The sequence below is a fragment of the Shinella sp. JR1-6 genome, assembly GCF_004284735.1.
Classification (GTDB): Bacteria; Pseudomonadota; Alphaproteobacteria; order Rhizobiales; family Rhizobiaceae; genus Shinella.
Genome location: NZ_SHMI01000003.1, coordinates 284,724 through 301,188, shown reverse-complemented (window position 1 = coordinate 301,188; position 16,465 = coordinate 284,724). Strand labels below are relative to the sequence as shown.

The 16,465-nt window shown below is 64.2% G+C and carries 17 protein-coding genes; 8 read left to right on the top strand and 9 right to left on the bottom strand.

Annotated features, from left to right (window positions below; translation table 11 throughout):
• The 6 genes from EXZ48_RS06700 to fabD form a co-directional block, all read right to left on the bottom strand.
• Positions 1-888 (bottom strand): YicC/YloC family endoribonuclease, encoded by an 888-nt coding sequence (locus EXZ48_RS06700; RefSeq protein WP_050742896.1) that lies wholly within the window; start codon positions 886-888, stop codon positions 1-3.
• A gap of 237 nt (positions 889-1,125) precedes the next feature.
• A complete protein-coding gene (mltG, locus tag EXZ48_RS06695; protein WP_050742895.1) occupies positions 1,126-2,307 on the bottom strand; it encodes an endolytic transglycosylase MltG in 1,182 nt (393 codons plus the stop codon).
• A 118-nt stretch (positions 2,308-2,425) separates the two neighbouring features.
• On the bottom strand, positions 2,426-3,685 hold the full coding sequence (gene fabF, locus EXZ48_RS06690) for a beta-ketoacyl-ACP synthase II (RefSeq protein WP_130514955.1): 1,260 nt from the start codon (positions 3,683-3,685) through the stop codon (positions 2,426-2,428).
• A gap of 106 nt (positions 3,686-3,791) precedes the next feature.
• Positions 3,792-4,028 (bottom strand): acyl carrier protein, encoded by a 237-nt coding sequence (locus tag EXZ48_RS06685; RefSeq protein WP_018327362.1) that lies wholly within the window; start codon positions 4,026-4,028, stop codon positions 3,792-3,794.
• 283 nt (positions 4,029-4,311) lie between these two features.
• Positions 4,312-5,049, bottom strand: a complete 738-nt coding sequence (gene fabG / locus EXZ48_RS06680) for a 3-oxoacyl-[acyl-carrier-protein] reductase (protein WP_023513139.1) — start codon at positions 5,047-5,049, stop codon at positions 4,312-4,314.
• A 23-nt stretch (positions 5,050-5,072) separates the two neighbouring features.
• Positions 5,073-6,017 (bottom strand): ACP S-malonyltransferase, encoded by a 945-nt coding sequence (gene fabD / locus EXZ48_RS06675; protein WP_050742894.1) that lies wholly within the window; start codon positions 6,015-6,017, stop codon positions 5,073-5,075.
• 193 nt (positions 6,018-6,210) lie between these two features.
• Between fabD and EXZ48_RS06670 the strand changes: the two genes are divergently transcribed.
• Positions 6,211-7,254, top strand: coding sequence for an aldo/keto reductase (locus tag EXZ48_RS06670; RefSeq protein ID WP_130514953.1), 1,044 nt, complete (start codon positions 6,211-6,213; stop codon positions 7,252-7,254).
• Positions 7,255-7,310: 56 nt separating this feature from the next.
• Here EXZ48_RS06670 and EXZ48_RS06665 read toward each other — a convergent pair whose 3' ends face one another.
• Both EXZ48_RS06665 and EXZ48_RS06660 read right to left on the bottom strand, forming a co-directional pair.
• Positions 7,311-7,784: a VOC family protein gene (locus EXZ48_RS06665; RefSeq protein WP_023515804.1), complete on the bottom strand. Its 474-nt coding sequence runs from the start codon at positions 7,782-7,784 to the stop codon at positions 7,311-7,313.
• Positions 7,785-7,948: 164 nt separating this feature from the next.
• Positions 7,949-8,314 carry a hypothetical protein gene (locus EXZ48_RS06660; protein ID WP_023515803.1) on the bottom strand — a complete coding sequence of 122 codons (366 nt, stop codon included), beginning with the start codon at positions 8,312-8,314 and terminating at the stop codon, positions 7,949-7,951.
• A gap of 348 nt (positions 8,315-8,662) precedes the next feature.
• On the opposite strand from EXZ48_RS06660, the gene rpsF reads away from it, so the two are divergent.
• The 6 genes from rpsF (at position 8,663) to EXZ48_RS06630 (ending at position 14,421) form a co-directional block, all read left to right on the top strand.
• Positions 8,663-9,115 carry a 30S ribosomal protein S6 gene (rpsF, locus tag EXZ48_RS06655; RefSeq protein WP_023515802.1) on the top strand — a complete coding sequence of 151 codons (453 nt, stop codon included), beginning with the start codon at positions 8,663-8,665 and terminating at the stop codon, positions 9,113-9,115.
• A gap of 24 nt (positions 9,116-9,139) precedes the next feature.
• Positions 9,140-9,388, top strand: a complete 249-nt coding sequence (gene rpsR / locus EXZ48_RS06650) for a 30S ribosomal protein S18 (RefSeq protein ID WP_023515801.1) — start codon at positions 9,140-9,142, stop codon at positions 9,386-9,388.
• Between the two features lie 264 nt (positions 9,389-9,652).
• Entirely contained in the window at positions 9,653-10,627 is a 975-nt protein-coding gene (locus EXZ48_RS06645) for a DUF2232 domain-containing protein (RefSeq protein WP_023515800.1), read from the top strand.
• A gap of 21 nt (positions 10,628-10,648) precedes the next feature.
• Positions 10,649-11,227 carry a 50S ribosomal protein L9 gene (gene rplI / locus EXZ48_RS06640; protein WP_023515799.1) on the top strand — a complete coding sequence of 193 codons (579 nt, stop codon included), beginning with the start codon at positions 10,649-10,651 and terminating at the stop codon, positions 11,225-11,227.
• A 220-nt stretch (positions 11,228-11,447) separates the two neighbouring features.
• Positions 11,448-12,734, top strand: coding sequence for a cyclopropane-fatty-acyl-phospholipid synthase family protein (locus tag EXZ48_RS06635; RefSeq protein WP_130514951.1), 1,287 nt, complete (start codon positions 11,448-11,450; stop codon positions 12,732-12,734).
• Positions 12,735-12,921: 187 nt separating this feature from the next.
• Complete coding sequence (locus EXZ48_RS06630; RefSeq protein WP_130514949.1) at positions 12,922-14,421, top strand: replicative DNA helicase; 1,500 nt, start codon at positions 12,922-12,924, stop codon at positions 14,419-14,421.
• Positions 14,422-14,588: 167 nt separating this feature from the next.
• Here the strand turns inward: EXZ48_RS06630 and EXZ48_RS06625 are convergent, their stop codons facing one another.
• Positions 14,589-15,176 carry a hypothetical protein gene (locus EXZ48_RS06625; protein WP_130514947.1) on the bottom strand — a complete coding sequence of 196 codons (588 nt, stop codon included), beginning with the start codon at positions 15,174-15,176 and terminating at the stop codon, positions 14,589-14,591.
• Between the two features lie 115 nt (positions 15,177-15,291).
• On the opposite strand from EXZ48_RS06625, the gene alr reads away from it, so the two are divergent.
• Positions 15,292-16,461 (top strand): alanine racemase, encoded by a 1,170-nt coding sequence (alr, locus tag EXZ48_RS06620; protein WP_130514945.1) that lies wholly within the window; start codon positions 15,292-15,294, stop codon positions 16,459-16,461.
• Positions 16,462-16,465: the final 4 nt, after the last annotated feature.

Below are 16,465 nucleotides of genomic sequence, written 5' to 3'. Positions count from 1 at the left end.
CTACTCCAGATTCTGGACCTGTTCCCTGAACTGATCGATGACGACCTTCAGTTCGATACCCGCAGCCGTTACAGCAGCGGCGTTCGACTTGGAACAGATCGTATTCGATTCCCGGTTAAATTCCTGTGCGAGAAAATCGAGCTTGCGGCCGATCGGCCCGCCTTCGGCGATCAGCTCCCGCGCCGCGGCGACGTGTCCCTTCAGCCGGTCGATCTCCTCGCGCAGGTCCGCCTTGGTGGCAAGCAGCGCCGCCTCCTGGTGCAAGCGGTCGCGGTCGAGCGCCGTCGTTCCCTGCAGGAGCACGGCGACCTGGGCCGAAAGCCGCTCGGCAATGGCCGAAACGCTGCGTGAGGGATCGGCCTCGACGGTCGCCGTCAACGTCTCGACGCGGGCGACCTGGCCGAGCAACACCCCGGCAAGCGCCACGCCCTCCTTGCAGCGCATCTCGGCAAGACAGCGGATCGCCTCCAGGAGCCCCGTGCGGATATCGGCATCGCGCGCCACGCGCTCGGCCTCGCTCTCGTCAGCCTCGCGGAAATCGACGACGCCGCGCATGGCGAGCAGCGTGTCGAGCTTGAGCGGCGCCGGATCGATCTTGCCGGCCAGCTGCTCGCGCAGCGCCAGCACGGCCGCAAGCGCACCCTGGTTCACCACCGCCTCGACCTGGGCTTCGCTGACGCTGACGGAGAGGCCGATCTGGAGGTTGCCGCGCGCGAGGGTCTCACCTGCAAGGCGCCGCACATCGCTCTCCAGCGCCTCGAAGCCGGGTGGCAGGCGCAGCCTGATGTCGAGACCCTTGCCGTTGACCGAGCGAAGCTCCCAGACCCAGCGCGTGCGCCCGCTGGTTCCCTCGACCCGCGCAAAGCCGGTCATCGATTGCAATGTCATGTCGTCCTCCTGTGGCGCCCGGCGACGGCAGGTCAAGCCGGAAGGCGGGGCAGCCGAAACGCGCGGCAGGCGCGAAAACCATCCCCCAAAGTGGAGCAGTTTCACGGGGTTGGAAACGGGGGAGCGCCGGGAACGATACGCGATCCACATCAAAGGTGGGGATGAACAGGAAAGCATGCCCCGGAATACGAAAAGGCCCCGGATTTGCCGGGGCCTTCAGCATGAAAAAAGGCGTTCTTACTGCGAGCCTGCCGCTTCCGCCTCTTTGGCGGCTTCGGCCGCCTTTTCCGCTTCCAGCTTGCGCCAGCGGCGGACATTCTGGTTGTGCTCGTCCAGCGTCTCGGCGAAGACGTGACCGCCCGTGCCGTCGGCGACGAAGTAGAGATCCGGCGTGCGCGACGGATTGGCGACCGCCTCGAGGGCGGCACGGCCCGGATTGGCGATCGGCGTCGGCGGCAGGCCCTTGATGATATAGGTGTTGAACGGCGTCTGCTTCTCAAGATCCGACTGGTAGATCGGGCGGTCAGCCGGCTTACCGTCGCCACCGAAGATGCCGTAGATGATCGTCGGATCGGACTGCAGGCGCATGCCCTTGTCCAGGCGGTTGAGGAAGACCGAGGCGACGCGCGGCCGCTCGTCGGCCCGGCCCGTCTCCTTCTCGACGATCGAGGCGAGCGTGACGAACTCCTCGCGCGTGGCGATCGGCAGGTTGTCGTCGCGGCGCTCCCAGATCTGGTCGATCAGCGCCTTCTGCGCATCCTGCATCTGGTGCAGGATGTCGCCACGCTTCGTACCGCGGGAGAACTTGTAGGTATCGGGCATCAGCGAGCCTTCGGCCGGCAGGTCGGCCGGCAGATCGCCTTCGAGTACCGGATCGTCGGACAGGCGCTTGAAGATCTGCTTGACCGTCAGCCCCTCCGGCACGGAAACGCTGTAGAGGATCGACTTGCCCGACTTCAGGAGTTCAACGATCTCGCGCATCGTCGCACCGGACTTGATCTCGTATTCGCCGGCCTTCAGCGTCTCGCCGTCGAGATAGATGCGCGAAAGCACACGGAAGACGCGGCTGTCGGTGATGATGTTGTTGCGCTCGAGATTGGCCGCGATCTCGTTCGTGCCGGCGCCGCCACGCACGATGAAGTTCGTGTTGGCCGTCAGCGGGCCCTGTTCCTCGTAGCTCTTCACGCCGTAATAGAAGATGCCGATGCCGATGATCGTGGCGAAGACGACCACGGTCATGACGAAATTCAGGAAGATGACGATCTGGCTGCGCGCCTTGCGCGAGCGGCGCTTGCTCGGCGGCTGCGGCACCTGTTCCGGCCGGAGGGCCTCATTGGCGGACTTGGGAATGATGCGCGACTGGCCGGAGGCCTCGCCGCGGCCAAACTGCGTCTCGCCGGGTTCGTTCGTGTCGCTCACGGACTGTCCTCATGTTCGGGCATTGCTCGACTGTCTTCCAGCAGAGCAATACGGCAAAAGCAGGATGGGCCTGCCCTGCGCATTCGGGTGTGTAGCGTGCCGGGGCAGAAGCCCCGGTTCAGGCGTAGCGCTTGAGAACCAGCGACGCATTCGTTCCGCCGAAGCCGAACGAATTGGACAGCGCCACGTTGATCTCGCGCTTGCGCGCCTTGTGCGGCACCAGGTCGATCGCCGTCTCGACGTCGGGATTGTCGAGGTTCAGCGTCGGCGGAGCGATATTGTCACGGATCGCCAGCGCCGTGAAGATCGCCTCGACGGCGCCGGCGGCGCCGAGCAGATGGCCGATCGCCGACTTGGTGGACGACATGGAGACGCGCGATGCGGCATCGCCGACCAGACGCTCCACCGCACCAAGCTCGATCGTGTCGGCCATGGTGGAGGTGCCGTGTGCGTTGATATAGTCGAGCTCGCTTGCCGGAATGCCAGCGCGCTTCAGCGCCATCTGCATGCAGCGATAGGCGCCGTCGCCGTCTTCCGACGGCGCGGTGATGTGGTAGGCATCGCCCGAAAGACCGTAACCGACGACTTCGGCGTAGATCTTCGCGCCGCGCGCCTTCGCGTGCTCCAGCTCTTCCAAGATGACGACGCCGGCGCCCTCGCCCATGACGAAGCCGTCGCGATCCCGGTCATAGGGGCGCGAGGCGGCGGTCGGGTCGTCGTTGCGGTCGGTGGAGAGCGCCTTGCAGGCGGCAAAGCCGGCGAGCGCGATGCGGCAGATCGGCGATTCGGCACCGCCCGCCACCATGACGTCAGCATCGCCCAGCGCGATCAGGCGGCTGGCATCGCCAATGGCGTGCGCGCCGGTCGAGCAGGCGGTGACGACGGAATGGTTCGGGCCGCGCAGCTTGTGCTTGATGGAGACCTGGCCGGAGGCGAGGTTGATCAGGCGGCCGGGAATGAAGAAGGGCGAGACGCGGCGCGGACCCTTGTCGCGCAGCGTGTAGCCGGCCTCGACGATGCCATCGAGGCCGCCGATACCCGAGCCGATGAGCACGCCGGTCGCGATCTGGTCCTCGTCGGTCTTCGGATGCCAGCCGGCGTCTGCCAGCGCCATGTCGGCGGCAGCGACGGCGTAGACGATGAAAGGATCGACCTTGCGCTGCTCCTTCGGTTCCATCCACTGGTCGGCATTGTAGGTACCGCCGGTACCGTCGCCGAGGGGAATGGAGCAGGCTATCTTTGCAGGGAGGTCATCGACCTCGAAGGTGGTTACCCTGGCAGCGCCGCTGCGGCTTTCGAGAAGCCGGCTCCAGGTAACTTCGGTGCCACAGCCAAGCGGGGATACCATGCCGGTACCCGTGATAACGACACGCCTCATCGTCCGTGATCCACCCTTATGTATTCTATGTCTATTGCCCCAAGAGGAGGTGCGGCCCGGGAAGGCCGGGACGGGCCACCCGAAGGAGGCCCGCCGGAATGTTCGATCAGGCCTGGGCCTTCTCGATGAACTTGACGGCGTCGCCGACCGTCAGGATCGAGTCAGCCGCATCGTCCGGGATCTCGACGCCGAATTCTTCTTCGAACGCCATGACCAGTTCGACGGTGTCGAGCGAGTCCGCGCCAAGATCATCGATGAAGCTTGCGCCTTCGCTGACCTTTTCGGCGTCAACACCCAGATGATCAATGACAATTTTCTTTACGCGTTCTGCTACGTCGCTCATGTCGGATTCCTCGACCTTTGTTTTTGATCGGCGCCTGTCACGGCACCGGACACTCAACACGCCCGATGTGCCTCAAGAACACATCCGGCAATCCCTTCAACTGGCAATGCGGCATTGACGATACTGTTGCGTACCGCCTGAACGCGCGAGGCATTTGCCGATCGACTGCTGACAGTCATGGCCCGATTAACACGGTTTAAGTCTGCCGCAAAGTCCGAAAATGCCCGGTGCGCCAGCGGTCAACATGCTATTCGTGCTGCAACGCCGGGCACTTGGCCCTGTATCAGATCATCGCCATGCCGCCGTTCACATGCAGCGTCTGGCCTGTCATGTAGGACGCTTCCGAGGAGGCGAGATAGGCGACGGCGGATGCGACTTCCGCGCCGGTGCCCATGCGCTTCATCGGAATGGCGCCCATGATGGCTTCCTTCTGCTTGTCGTTCAGCTTGCCGGTCATCGCACTTTCGATGAAGCCGGGCGCGACGCAGTTGACCGTGACGTTGCGGGTGGCGATCTCCTGCGCGAGCGACTTGGTGAAGCCGATCATGCCGGCCTTGGAGGCGCAATAGTTCGCCTGGCCCGGATTGCCGGTGACGCCGACGACGGAGGTGATGTTGATGATGCGGCCGTAGCGGCGGCGCATCATCGGATGGGTGAGCTCGCGCGTCAGGCGGAACACGGCCGTGAGATTGACTTCCAGAACCGCATCCCAGTCGTCGTCGCTCATGCGCACGAAGAGACCGTCCTTGGTGATGCCGGCATTGTTGACGAGGATGTCAACGCCGCCGAGATCGGCTTCCGCCTTCTCGCCCAGCGCCTTGACTTCGGCGCGGTCGGAGAGGTTTGCCGGGAAGATGTGGACGCGCTCGCCAAGCTCATTGGCAAGCGTTTCGAGCTTTTCGACGCGCGTGCCATGCAGGCCGACGATGGCGCCCTGGGCATGGAGGATGCGGGCGATCTCTTCGCCGATGCCACCGGAAGCGCCGGTAACGAGAGCCTTGCGGCCGGAAAGATCAAACATGGTTCCGTTCCTTTAAGATTAGATCAACCGATGAGGGCTGCGAGCGCGCTGTCGATATCGGCGGGCGTGTTGATGGCGATGCCGGTGACGGACTTGTCGATGCGGCGGGCAAGGCCCGTCAGCACCTTGCCGGAACCGACCTCATAAAGCGTGGTGACATTGTTTGCCGCGAACCATTCGACCGTCTCGCGCCAGCGCACCTGGCCGGTGACCTGCTCGACGAGCAGGCGGGCGATCTCCTGCGGCTCACTGACCGGAGCCGCGCGTACATTGGCAATGACGGGCACGACCGGCGCCTTGACCGAAACGCCTGCCAGTGCCTCGCGCATGGCGTCGGCGGCCGGGCCCATCAGGGCGGAATGGAAAGGGGCGGAGACGGACAGCATCAGCGCACGCTTGGCACCCTTTTCCGTCGCAAGCCGGGCCGCGACCTCGACGGCCGGCTTGGAGCCGGAAATGACGAGCTGGCCACCGCCGTTGTCGTTGGCGATCTGGCAGCTGCCGCCGGTGGAGGCTTCCTTGCAGATGGCTTCGACATCCGCCTGTTCCAGGCCGATGATGGCAGCCATCGCACCTTCGCCGACCGGGACCGCGGACTGCATGGCATTGCCGCGGATGCGCAGAAGGCGTGCCGTATCGGCCAGCGTGAAGGTTCCGGCGGCACAGAGCGCCGAATATTCGCCGAGCGAGTGTCCGGCGACATAGGAGACCTGATCCTTCAGCGACAGGCCGCGCGCCTCGAGCACGCGCATGACGGCGATCGACACGGCCATCAGCGCCGGCTGGGCGTTGGCCGTCAGCGTCAGTGTTTCTTCCGGTCCTTCGAACATGATGGCGGAAAGCTTCTGGCCGAGCGCCTCGTCGACTTCCGCGAAAACGGCGCGCGCCTCCGGGAAGGCTTCCGCGAGATCCTTGCCCATGCCGACGGCCTGGCTGCCCTGGCCGGGGAAGGTGAATGCTACGCTCATAGGGGTCTCTCCCGTCTCATGTTTTCTTTTCCATTCACATTCCGACCCGGCGAGTCAAGGCGTGCGGCAGGCTTCCGGCACCTCAAAGCCGGCATTTCCAAGGCCTTCACACAGGGAAAAGGCGCTTTCCGTCTTGCGATTCACGAGGAGCCGCCTACAGTCGCGCCGTTTCCACAACAGGATTTCTCCTCCCATGAAGTATAATCCGCTTGGCCGGACCGGCATCAGCGTGTCGGAAATCTGCCTTGGCACGATGACCTGGGGCTCGCAGAACAGCGAGAAGGACGCGCACGACCAGCTCGACTATGCGTTCGCCCACGGTGTGAACTTTATCGATACTGCCGAACTCTATCCGACGACACCGCTTTCCGCAGAAACCTACGGCGACACCGAACGCTTCATCGGCACGTGGATGCAGGCGCGCGGCAACCGCGAGAAGGTCATCCTCGCCACCAAGGTCGCCGGCCCCGGCCGCCCCTATATCCGCGGCGGCGCGCCGATGAACCGTGCCGGCATCCTTGACGCCATCGACGGCAGTCTCCAGCGGCTGAAGACCGACTATGTCGACCTCTACCAGCTGCACTGGCCGAACCGCGGGCATTATCATTTCCGCAACGCCTGGAGCTACGACCCGTCGAAGCAGGATCGCGAGGCGGTTGCCGCCGAGCTGGCGGAAGCCCTCGAAACCGTCGGGGAGCTCGTCAAGGCCGGCAAGGTGCGGGCCCTCGGCCTTTCCAACGAGACGGCCTGGGGCACGATGCAGTTCCTGCGCCACGCCGAGGCCAGGGGCCTGCCGCGCGTCGCCTCGATCCAGAACGAATACAATCTGCTCTACCGGGCCTATGACCTCGATCTTGCCGAAGTCTCGCACCACGAGGATATCGGCCTGCTCGCCTATTCGCCGCTCGCTGCCGGACTTCTGACGGGCAAGTATCTCGACGGCGCCCGCCCCGAGGGGTCGCGCCTGACGAAGAACGGCGACCTCGGCGGCCGCTACCAGCCGCTTCAGGAGCCGGCCGTGCGCGCCTATGTGGACCTTGCCAAGGAGCACGGGCTCAACGCCGGCCAGATGGCCCTCGCCTTCTGCCTGGCGCGGCCCTTCATGGCCTCCGTCATCATCGGCGCGACGTCGATGGAGCAGCTGAAGACGGATATCGGCGCCGTCGACGTAACTCTCTCGGCCGACGTGACGAATGGCATCCGCCGCATCCACCGGCTCTATCCCGCGCCGATCTGACAAGAAGCGGGCGGCCATTGGCCGCCCGTCTCTTATCTTCCGAAAGGGTTCGCGACTCAGCCGCGCCGGGCCGCCTCGATGGCGGCGACGTCGATCTTCTTCATCGTCATCATCACGTTGAAGGCGCGTTTCGCCTCGTCGCCACCGGCGGCAAGCGCATCCATGAGGACGCGCGGCGTGATCTGCCAGGAGATACCCCATTTGTCCTTGCACCAGCCGCACTCGCTTTCCTGCCCGCCATTGCCGACGATCGCATTCCAGTAACGGTCGGTCTCTTCCTGATCCTCCGTGGATATCTGGAAGGAGAAGGCTTCGTTGTGCTTGAAGGTCGGCCCGCCGTTCAGGCCGATGCACGGAATGCCGGCGACCGTGAAGCCGACGACCAGCACTTCTCCCTGCTTGCCATCGGGGTAATCGCCCGGCGCGCGGGTGACATCGCCCACGGCGCTGTCGGGAAACGTCGCGGCATAAAAGCGGGCGGCCGCTTCGGCATCCTTGTCAAACCACAGGCAGATCGTGTTCTTCGGCATTGGTGCATCCTCCATCCGGTTACGAGGCCATCGATCGCGGCCCATGCAGTGTAGACGTTCGGCGCGGCCGCGACCCGACACCGGGCTTCAAAAAAACCGCGACGACGAAAGAAACCCGCCGTTGCCGACGGGTTTCCTTTCGCCCTGCTCTTTGCGGGGTGACGTTACGGCGTGGTCGTGGTCGCGCCACCACCTTCGGCGGGCTGCTGGCCGCCGCTCGGCTGGCCTTCCAGCGGCTGCGTGCCGGTAGCACCGCCCGTCTGGCCATCCGTTGCCGTGCCGCCGGCCGGCGCCGTGTCCGTCGTGCCGATGGCCGAGGTGTTGGCATTCGGGTCGACGCCGTCACCCGGCGTTCCGCTGCCGACGAAATAGAAGATGCCCACGGCAACGAGCACTGCGAGAATCACGGCCACCGCCCAGCCGCCCGTGCCACTCCCGCTGCTCTGGTTCACGACGGTTGGTCCGCGGTCATCCACCGGGCGCGTCGTGCGATCTTCCGGGGGACGATTGACAAGGTTCGGGTCTTGCATGTCTGTCACTCCATCTGGTTGGATCGGAATGAACAACGCGGCGTCTTCCATTTGGTTCCCGCCCTGTTGCAAAACGGGTCAGCACGCTTCTGGAGTGCAAGACTTGCTTTCCGCCGGAAAATCCGTATAAGGCGCGCTGTTCAACACACCCGGTCAATCGGCTGGTGGCTGAACGGAGGGCCGGCGATCCCAAAAGACCGCCGTTGGAGCCAAGGGCTCCGGCCTCCCGTGTCTCCGCTCTCGACCGTCTGGATTAACGCTTTTCTTGCTTCGGGCTTTCCGCCCTTGAGAACTGTCGTTGAGGCTTGGCGCCGGTTTCGGGTGTAAACGCAAGAAAGGCAAAGCCACATGGCTCTTTACGAACATGTATTCCTGGCCCGCCAGGACGTGTCCGCCCAGCAGGTCGACGCTCTCGTCGAACAGTACAAGGGTGTGATCGAATCGCTCGGCGGCAAGGTCGGCCGGGTTGAGAACTGGGGCCTCAAGTCCCTCACCTACCGCATCAAGAAGAACCGCAAGGCGCATTACGCGCTGATGGACATCGACGCTCCGGCCGCCGCCATCCACGAGATGGAACGCCAGATGCGCATCAACGAAGACGTTCTTCGTTACATGACCATCGCCGTGGAAGCCCACGAAGAAGGCCCGTCGGCCATGATGCAGAAGCGTGACCGCGACGACCGTCCGCGCCGTGATGGCGACGACCGTGGCCCGCGCCGCGATTTCGGTGACCGTCCGCGCCGCGACTTCGGCGACCGCCCGCCGCGTGGCGACCGTCCGGCCCGCGAAGACCGCGCGTAATCGAAGCAGAAGGAGATTTTGACTATGGCTGATGTTTCTTCCGCTCCGGCACGCCGTCCGTTCCACCGCCGCCGCAAGACCTGCCCCTTCTCGGGCGCAAACGCACCGAAGATCGACTACAAGGACGTCCGTCTCCTGTCGCGCTACATTTCCGAGCGTGGCAAGATCGTTCCGTCCCGCATCACGGCCGTTTCCCAGAAGAAGCAGCGCGAACTCGCCAAGGCGATCAAGCGCGCCCGCTTCCTCGGCCTGCTGCCCTACGTCGTAGCGTAAGCATACTGACTCTGCGGCCTGACTCGACGTCGGGCCGCAAAGCATGACTCCGGGGAAGACGGCCCTGCCGCCTTCCCCTTTCCCTTCCGCGTTGGGCGCGGATCGGAGCCGCCGGCTTTCAGAGAAATTCCAGCAAAAGTGTGAAACGGTTTTGCGTCCGGGATTGCGAAAAATCTGAAGCCAAATCCCATGTTGGGGAAACAGTCCTGAACAGGTTTGTCAGGAAACTCCTCTAACTGTCTGATGAGACAGGACAGCGAACCCGTGAAGACCTTGACGCCGACCTCGATTGCGACCGGCCTGATTGCCGGTGTGACCGCCGCTCTGCTTTCGCTGAGCGCGAACGCGCAGTCGACTCTCGCGATTGTGCTTTACGCCGCGTCCGCTCTTCCGATTCTGATTGCCGGCCTCGGCTGGGGCAATGCCAGCGCGCTGATCGCCGTCGTCGCCGGCGGCGCGACCGCGTCCATGCTGGTCTCCTCGCATTTCGCGCTGCTGATCGTCATCATCACGCTGATCCCGGCCGGCTGGCTCTCCAATCTCGCGAATCTAGCCCGCCCCGCCTCCGAACTCGGCGGCCCGGACAATGCACTCGCCTGGTATCCGCTGTCCAACATCCTCGCACATCTCGCCGTCATGGTGACGCTCGGCATGGTCGCCGTCGGCGCGATCGTCGGCTACGACAGCGCCATGGCGAGCCAGCTCGTCGATATCGTCATCGCGACGCTGAAAGCGCAGGAACCGCTCTACAATCCCGATGCGACCGCCGTCGCGCAGCTCAAGGCCGTTTTCGCGCTGGCGCTGCCGCTGGTGCAGGGCGCTCTCTGGGTGTTCCTGCTGTTCGCCGCATACTACGTTGCGACCTTCATCGTGCGCCTGTCCGGCCGCGGCCTTCGCCCGCGCGAGGATATGCCCTCGACGCTGCGCATGCACCGCAACGCGATCTTCTTCTTCCTCGCCGGTCTCGTTCTCGCCTTCATGGGCGGCGTGCCGGCGATCATCGGCGCGCTCGTCTGCGGCACCTTCGGGGCCGGTTTCGTGCTTGCCGGCTTTGCGAGCCTGCATTTCAGGACGCGCGGCAAGCCGTGGCGGCTGTTCGCCCTGTGGTTCGCCTATATCTCGGTACTGCTCTTCACCATACCGATCTTCGCCATCCTCATTCTGGGCCTGATGGACACGCGGCGCACCATCGCGCTGACGCCAGCCGGCCCGGCAGAGAAGAAAAACCAGAACACCTGACATTCAGAAAGGAACTCTAAAATGGACGTCATTCTCCTCGAACGCATCGCCAAGCTCGGCCAGATGGGCGAAACCGTAAAGGTTCGCGACGGCTTTGCCCGTAACTACCTGCTGCCGCTCGGCAAGGCGCTGCGCGCCAACGAAGCCAACAAGAAGCGCTTCGAATCCGAGCGTGCGACGCTCGAAGCCCGCAACCTCGAGCGCAAGTCGGAAGCCCAGGCTGTCGCCGAGAAGCTCGACGGCAAGTCCTTCATCATCGTCCGCTCCGCCGGCGAAACCGGCCAGCTCTACGGCTCGGTCGCTGCCCGCGATGTCATCGAGGCGCTGGCTGCCGAAGGCTTCAACATCGGCCGCAACCAGGTCGAGCTCAACACCCCGATCAAGGCGATCGGCCTGCACAAGGTCGTCCTGCACCTGCACGCCGAAGTCGAGATCTCGGTCGAAGTCAACGTTGCCCGCTCCGTCGAAGAAGCCGAACGTCAGTCGAAGGGCGAAAGCCTGACCTCTGCCGACGCCATCTACGGCGTTGACGAAGACGCCTTGACGGCAGCCGACTTCTTCGATCCGGAAGCCGACGGCGTAGACGAAGACGAAGCCTGAGAACAACAGTGAGCCGGCTTTGCCGGCTCATCTGCTTTTTGGGGCCGGCTTTGCCGGCCCTTTGCTTTTGCGGCAGCCGAAAGGCACGGCTTGAAATCCGGATTTTCGCATCAATATTTATATGTCGTTAGACTGGATTGGCGGTCGGGCCGCTTTTTTTAGGCCGGTTTGCGACCAGACCCGTTCCGCCAGATTTTTTAAGCGCGACGGAGTTTAGCGAATGAAATTCATTGTACAGGCTCTCGTTTCCCGCCTCGTCGAGACCGGAAATCTGACGATCACCTACCCGGACGGCACCCGCCAGAGCTTCGGCGATGGCACCGGAAATCCCGTCCACATGCGTCTCAACACGAAGAAAGCGGTCTGGGGCCTCGCCCTCGACCCTGCCTACTATCTCGGGCATCACTATGGCACGGGGGATATCGAGATCGTGGAGGGCGATATCTACGACCTCCTGACGACTATCTTTACCGGCAATCCCGATTTCAAATATTACGACAGTCGCTGGAACCACCTGCTCGAACGGGCGCGCTACCTCTTCCGCTGGATACGGGAGAAGAACAGCATCGTACGCTCGCGCAAGAACGTGCAGCACCACTATGACCTGACGGGTGCGCTCTACGATCTCTTCCTCGACCAGGACCGGCAATATTCCTGCGCCTATTTCGAACGGCCGGACCAGACGCTCGACGACGCGCAGCTTGCCAAGAAGCGCCACATCGCGGCGAAACTCAACATCATCCGGCCGGGGCAGAGCGTGCTCGACATCGGCAGCGGCTGGGGCGGCATGGCGCTCTACCTTGCCCGGCAGCTCGGCGCCAAGGTCACGGGCGTGACGCTCTCCGACGAGCAGCACGCCCTTTCCATGACGCGGGCGAGCGAAGCCGGACTCTCGGAAGAGGTCAGGTTCCTGCTGCAGGACTATCGCAACACGGACGGCCCGTTCGACCGCATCGTCTCGGTCGGCATGTTCGAACATGTCGGCCGCCCGAACTACCTGACCTTCTTCCGCAAGAGCGCGTCGCTCCTGAAGCAGGACGGGGTGATGCTGCTGCACACGATCGGCCGTACGGACCGTCCCTCCGCCAACAACCCGTTCATCGAGAAGTACATCTTCCCGGGCGGCTATATCCCTGCCCTTTCGGAGGTCATGCAGGCGGTGGAGAAGAGCGGGCTTGCCGTGACGGATGTGGAAATCCTGCGCCTGCACTATGCCGAAACGTTGCGCCACTGGCGGGAACGCTTCATGGCCCGGCGCGACGAGGCCAAGGCGCTCTACGACGAGAAATTCTGCCGGATCTGGGAGTTCTACCTCGCGGCTTCCGAGAGTGCCTTTCGCTGGCAGAACCTCGTCGTCTTCCAGCTTCAGCTGGCGCATGACCAGCAGGCCGCGCCGCTGACGCGCGAATATATCGGCCGCGGCGAGGATTGTCTCAAGGCGCACGAGGGCAATCCCAAGGGCGAACGCCGCGGTGCGCGGCAGTTTCCGCAGGAAGCCTCGCTCTGAGATTCGAAAGCGGTGTCAACCGAAAGCGAGCAGGCCCGGCGCAATCCGGGCTTGCTGTGTCCCGCGCGCCTGTGGAAAAGTCTAACAACGGGCTTAATGGTCGGGCCGAGTCGGAAGCGCTTGACCCCCGGCGACAAAGAAACCAAACCAGCGGCCTTCGCAAACAGGGATGGGGAGATTCGGGACGATGAACGACGCCGTGCGCAAACTCAGCCAGGCGGGCCGCGACAATGCGGAGCTGCATCATCGCGAGGCACCGAGCAACGTCGAGGCCGAACAGGCGCTGCTCGGCGCGATCCTGGTCAACAACGATGCCTATTACCGCGTCTCGGATTTCCTGAAGCCCATGCACTTCAACGAGCCGCTGCACCGCAAGATCTACGAGCTTGCCGGCGACACGATCCGCATGGGCAAGATCGCGACGACGATCACGCTGAAGACCCACCTGCCGGCCGACGGCAAGGTCGGCGACCTGACGATCCCGCAGTACCTTGCGCGTCTTGCCGCCGAAGCCGTGACGATCATCAACGCGGAAGATTACGGCCGCGCCATCTATGACCTTGCGCTGCGCCGCTCGCTGATCACCATCGGCGAGGACATGGTCAACATCGCCTATGACGCTCCGCTCGACATGCCGCCGCAAAACCAGATCGAGGACGCCGAACGGCGCCTGTTCGAACTGGCCGAGACCGGCCGCTACGATGGCGGCTTCCAGTCGTTCAACGATGCCGTTGCGCTGGCGATCGACATGGCCGGCGCCGCCTTCGAGCGCGACGGCTCGCTATCGGGCATTTCCACCGGCATCCATTCGCTCGATGGCCGCATGGGCGGCCTGCAGCGCTCGGACTTGATCGTGCTCGCCGGACGCCCCGGCATGGGCAAGACCTCGCTTGCCACCAACATCGCCTACAACATCGCCGCCTCCTACGAGCCGGAAGTGCAGGCGGACGGTTCCTTCAAGGCGAAAAATGGCGGCGTCGTCGGCTTCTATTCGCTCGAAATGTCGTCCGAACAGCTCGCAACACGTATCATTTCCGAGCAGACGGAAGTTTCCTCGTCAAAAATCCGTCGCGGTGACATTTCCGAGGCCGATTTCGAAAAGCTGGTCGCCTGCAGCCAGATGATGCAGAAGGTGCCGCTCTATATCGACCAGACCGGTGGTATCTCGATCGCCCAGCTTTCCGCCCGCGCCCGCCGCCTCAAGCGCCAGCGCGGCCTCGATTGCCTCGTGGTGGACTATATCCAGCTGATGACCGGCTCGGGAAAATCCAGCGACAACCGCGTGCAGGAAATCACCCAGATCACCACCGGCCTGAAGGCGCTCGGCAAGGAGCTAAACGTGCCGATCATCGCGCTCTCCCAGCTCTCCCGTCAGGTGGAAAGCCGCGAGGACAAGCGCCCGCAGCTTTCCGACCTTCGCGAATCGGGCTCGATCGAACAGGACGCCGACGTGGTGCTCTTCGTGTTCCGCGAGGAATACTACGTGAAGAACCTAGAGCCGCGCGACGAGTTCGACCCGAAATACGAAGAGTGGAAGATGAAGTTCGAGGCCGTGAAGGGCACGGCGGACGTCATCATCGCCAAGCAGCGCCACGGACCGACCGGCACGGTGAAACTGGCCTTCCAGTCGGAATACACCCGCTTCACCGACCTCGCCGATCCGTCGTTCACCCAGTACGAGCATTGACGGGAGCCGGGATTCGCCCCTCACCCTCTCCCCGCAAGCGAGGAGAGGGAACTTGCGTCACGAACCATCATTGGTTGGGGAAGCCGGTGCCGCACATCCCCTTCGCCCCGCTTGCGGGGAGAAGGTGGCCGGCAGGCCAGATGAGGGGCAATCCTCCTCTTGCCCGCTCACCGCTTCCCGAAAGCCGGGGCCTTGCAGAAATCGCCCACGATGGCGAGCGCCCGCCGGCCGCGCGCCTTCTGCTCCTCGTCCATCATCGACAGGTCCAGCCTGTCGGAGCAGGTGCCGTCAGAGGCCCCACTCTCCCCTGAAAGCGCCATGCGGCTCGAACAATAGAGCCCCTCGCCCGTCAGAACGATCTGCTCCACGTCGGGAGAGGCGAGCGGAATGGGTTTTGCCTCCGCGATCATGTCATCGGCAGAGGCATAGGCCGTGACCGCCGTCACGCGGCTGAGATCGACCAGGCCGAGCGTCAGCGTCGCCCACTTTTCCGGAAACTGCAGGGCTGCGGTCGTGCGGGCACGACAGGGCGCTCCGGAGACTTCCAGCCGGGTCACCAGCCGGGGCGCCTCGGGATTGTCGACGATGGAATAGTAGATGTCCGCGCCCGCCTCGCGCACCGGCACCGCACCGTCCTGGGCAAGGCCGAGCAGCACCGCATGCGCCTCGCGCATCGCGGCATCCGTCGGCACGCTCTCCGCAACCGCCGCCTCGCCCGAAAGGACGAGGGCCATCGCCCCAACGGCCGTTCTCATTCCTGCCCGCATCGTCTCTCCCTTTCGGCGCGGCACCATAGAGGCCGCGTTTCGTACCGGCAATGCAGCCGGCGGCCGTATTGCCGCCATGGTCCACAGGCTGTATCTCACTGAAATGAGTACGCACCACACGCCCACCCGCTCCACCCTGCCCGTCGCCGGCGAGGACCATGCTCGTCTGACGATCGATCTTTCTGCGCTTGCCGACAACTGGCGCGCCATGGCGCGGCGCTCCGGCGCGGCGCGCACCGCCGCGGTGCTGAAGGCCGACGCCTACGGCATCGGCCTCGAACCGGCGGCAAGGACCTTTCACCTGGCAGGTGCGCGCGATTTCTTCGTCGCCACCCCGGCGGAAGGCGCTGCGTTGCGCGCGACGCTGCCGGATGCCCGCATCTACGTTCTGTCCGGCATGTGGGCCGGCTCCGAGCGGCTGTTCTTCGAGTTCGACCTTGTGCCGGTCATTGCCTCGGAGGAACAGCTCGCCGTCTTCATGGCCGCAGTCTCCGACGGAAGCGACCACCCCTGCGTGCTGCATGTCGACACGGGTATGAGCCGGCTCGGCCTGCGCGTCGAAGATGCCCTGGCGCTTGCCGGCGACGTGGCGCGGCCGGCGAGCTTCTCGCCGATCATGCTGCTCAGCCATCTCGCCTGCGCGGATGATCCGAACCACCCGCTCAACCGCCAGCAGCTCCAGCGGTTCCGCACCGCCGTCGATGCCTTCGACGGCATCGATGCGACGCTGGCCAATTCGGCCGGCATCTTCCTCGGCGAAGAATATCACTTCACCCTCACCCGCCCGGGCATCTCGCTCTATGGCGGCGCAGCCGTCAACGAGGCGCCGAACCCGATGAAGCCCGTCGTCACCGCCGAAGCCCGTATCCTCCAGGTGCGCGAGGCGAAAGCCGGCGAAAGCGTTAGCTACGGCGCCACCACCGTCTTCACCCGCGACACGCGCATCGCCGTCGCCGCGGTCGGCTATGCGGATGGCTACATGCGCGCCCTTTCCGGCTCAGGTGTACCGCTGCGCAAGACGAACGTCCCAGGGGCCGGCGGCGTGCTGCACGGCCGCACGGTACCGCTGATCGGCCGCGTCACCATGGACCTCACCCATTTCGACGTGACGGACCTGCCGGAGGGAAGCGTTCGGCCCGGCGACTTCATCGAGCTCTTCGGCCGCAATATGCCCATCGAGGATGTGGCCCGCGCCGGCGGCACGATCGACTACGAGCTCCTGACCAGCCTCGGAAGGCGTTACGAACGACGCTACGAAGCGGCGAAAAAATAGGACA

Bases quoted from the DNA above. Each gene is read 5' to 3' on its own strand.
- EXZ48_RS06700 (WP_050742896.1), bottom strand. From the start codon at position 888: ATGACATTGCAATCGATGACCGGCTTTGCGCGGGTCGAGGGAACCAGC.
- fabF (WP_130514955.1), bottom strand. From the start codon at position 3,685: ATGAGGCGTGTCGTTATCACGGGTACCGGCATGGTATCCCCGCTTGGC.
- EXZ48_RS06685 (WP_018327362.1), bottom strand. From the start codon at position 4,028: ATGAGCGACGTAGCAGAACGCGTAAAGAAAATTGTCATTGATCATCTG.
- fabG (WP_023513139.1), bottom strand. From the start codon at position 5,049: ATGTTTGATCTTTCCGGCCGCAAGGCTCTCGTTACCGGCGCTTCCGGT.
- fabD (WP_050742894.1), bottom strand. From the start codon at position 6,017: ATGAGCGTAGCATTCACCTTCCCCGGCCAGGGCAGCCAGGCCGTCGGC.
- EXZ48_RS06670 (WP_130514953.1), top strand. From the start codon at position 6,211: ATGAAGTATAATCCGCTTGGCCGGACCGGCATCAGCGTGTCGGAAATC.
- EXZ48_RS06665 (WP_023515804.1), bottom strand. From the start codon at position 7,784: ATGCCGAAGAACACGATCTGCCTGTGGTTTGACAAGGATGCCGAAGCG.
- EXZ48_RS06660 (WP_023515803.1), bottom strand. From the start codon at position 8,314: ATGCAAGACCCGAACCTTGTCAATCGTCCCCCGGAAGATCGCACGACG.
- rpsF (WP_023515802.1), top strand. From the start codon at position 8,663: ATGGCTCTTTACGAACATGTATTCCTGGCCCGCCAGGACGTGTCCGCC.
- rpsR (WP_023515801.1), top strand. From the start codon at position 9,140: ATGGCTGATGTTTCTTCCGCTCCGGCACGCCGTCCGTTCCACCGCCGC.
- rplI (WP_023515799.1), top strand. From the start codon at position 10,649: ATGGACGTCATTCTCCTCGAACGCATCGCCAAGCTCGGCCAGATGGGC.
- EXZ48_RS06635 (WP_130514951.1), top strand. From the start codon at position 11,448: ATGAAATTCATTGTACAGGCTCTCGTTTCCCGCCTCGTCGAGACCGGA.
- EXZ48_RS06630 (WP_130514949.1), top strand. From the start codon at position 12,922: ATGAACGACGCCGTGCGCAAACTCAGCCAGGCGGGCCGCGACAATGCG.
- EXZ48_RS06625 (WP_130514947.1), bottom strand. From the start codon at position 15,176: ATGAGAACGGCCGTTGGGGCGATGGCCCTCGTCCTTTCGGGCGAGGCG.
- alr (WP_130514945.1), top strand. From the start codon at position 15,292: ATGAGTACGCACCACACGCCCACCCGCTCCACCCTGCCCGTCGCCGGC.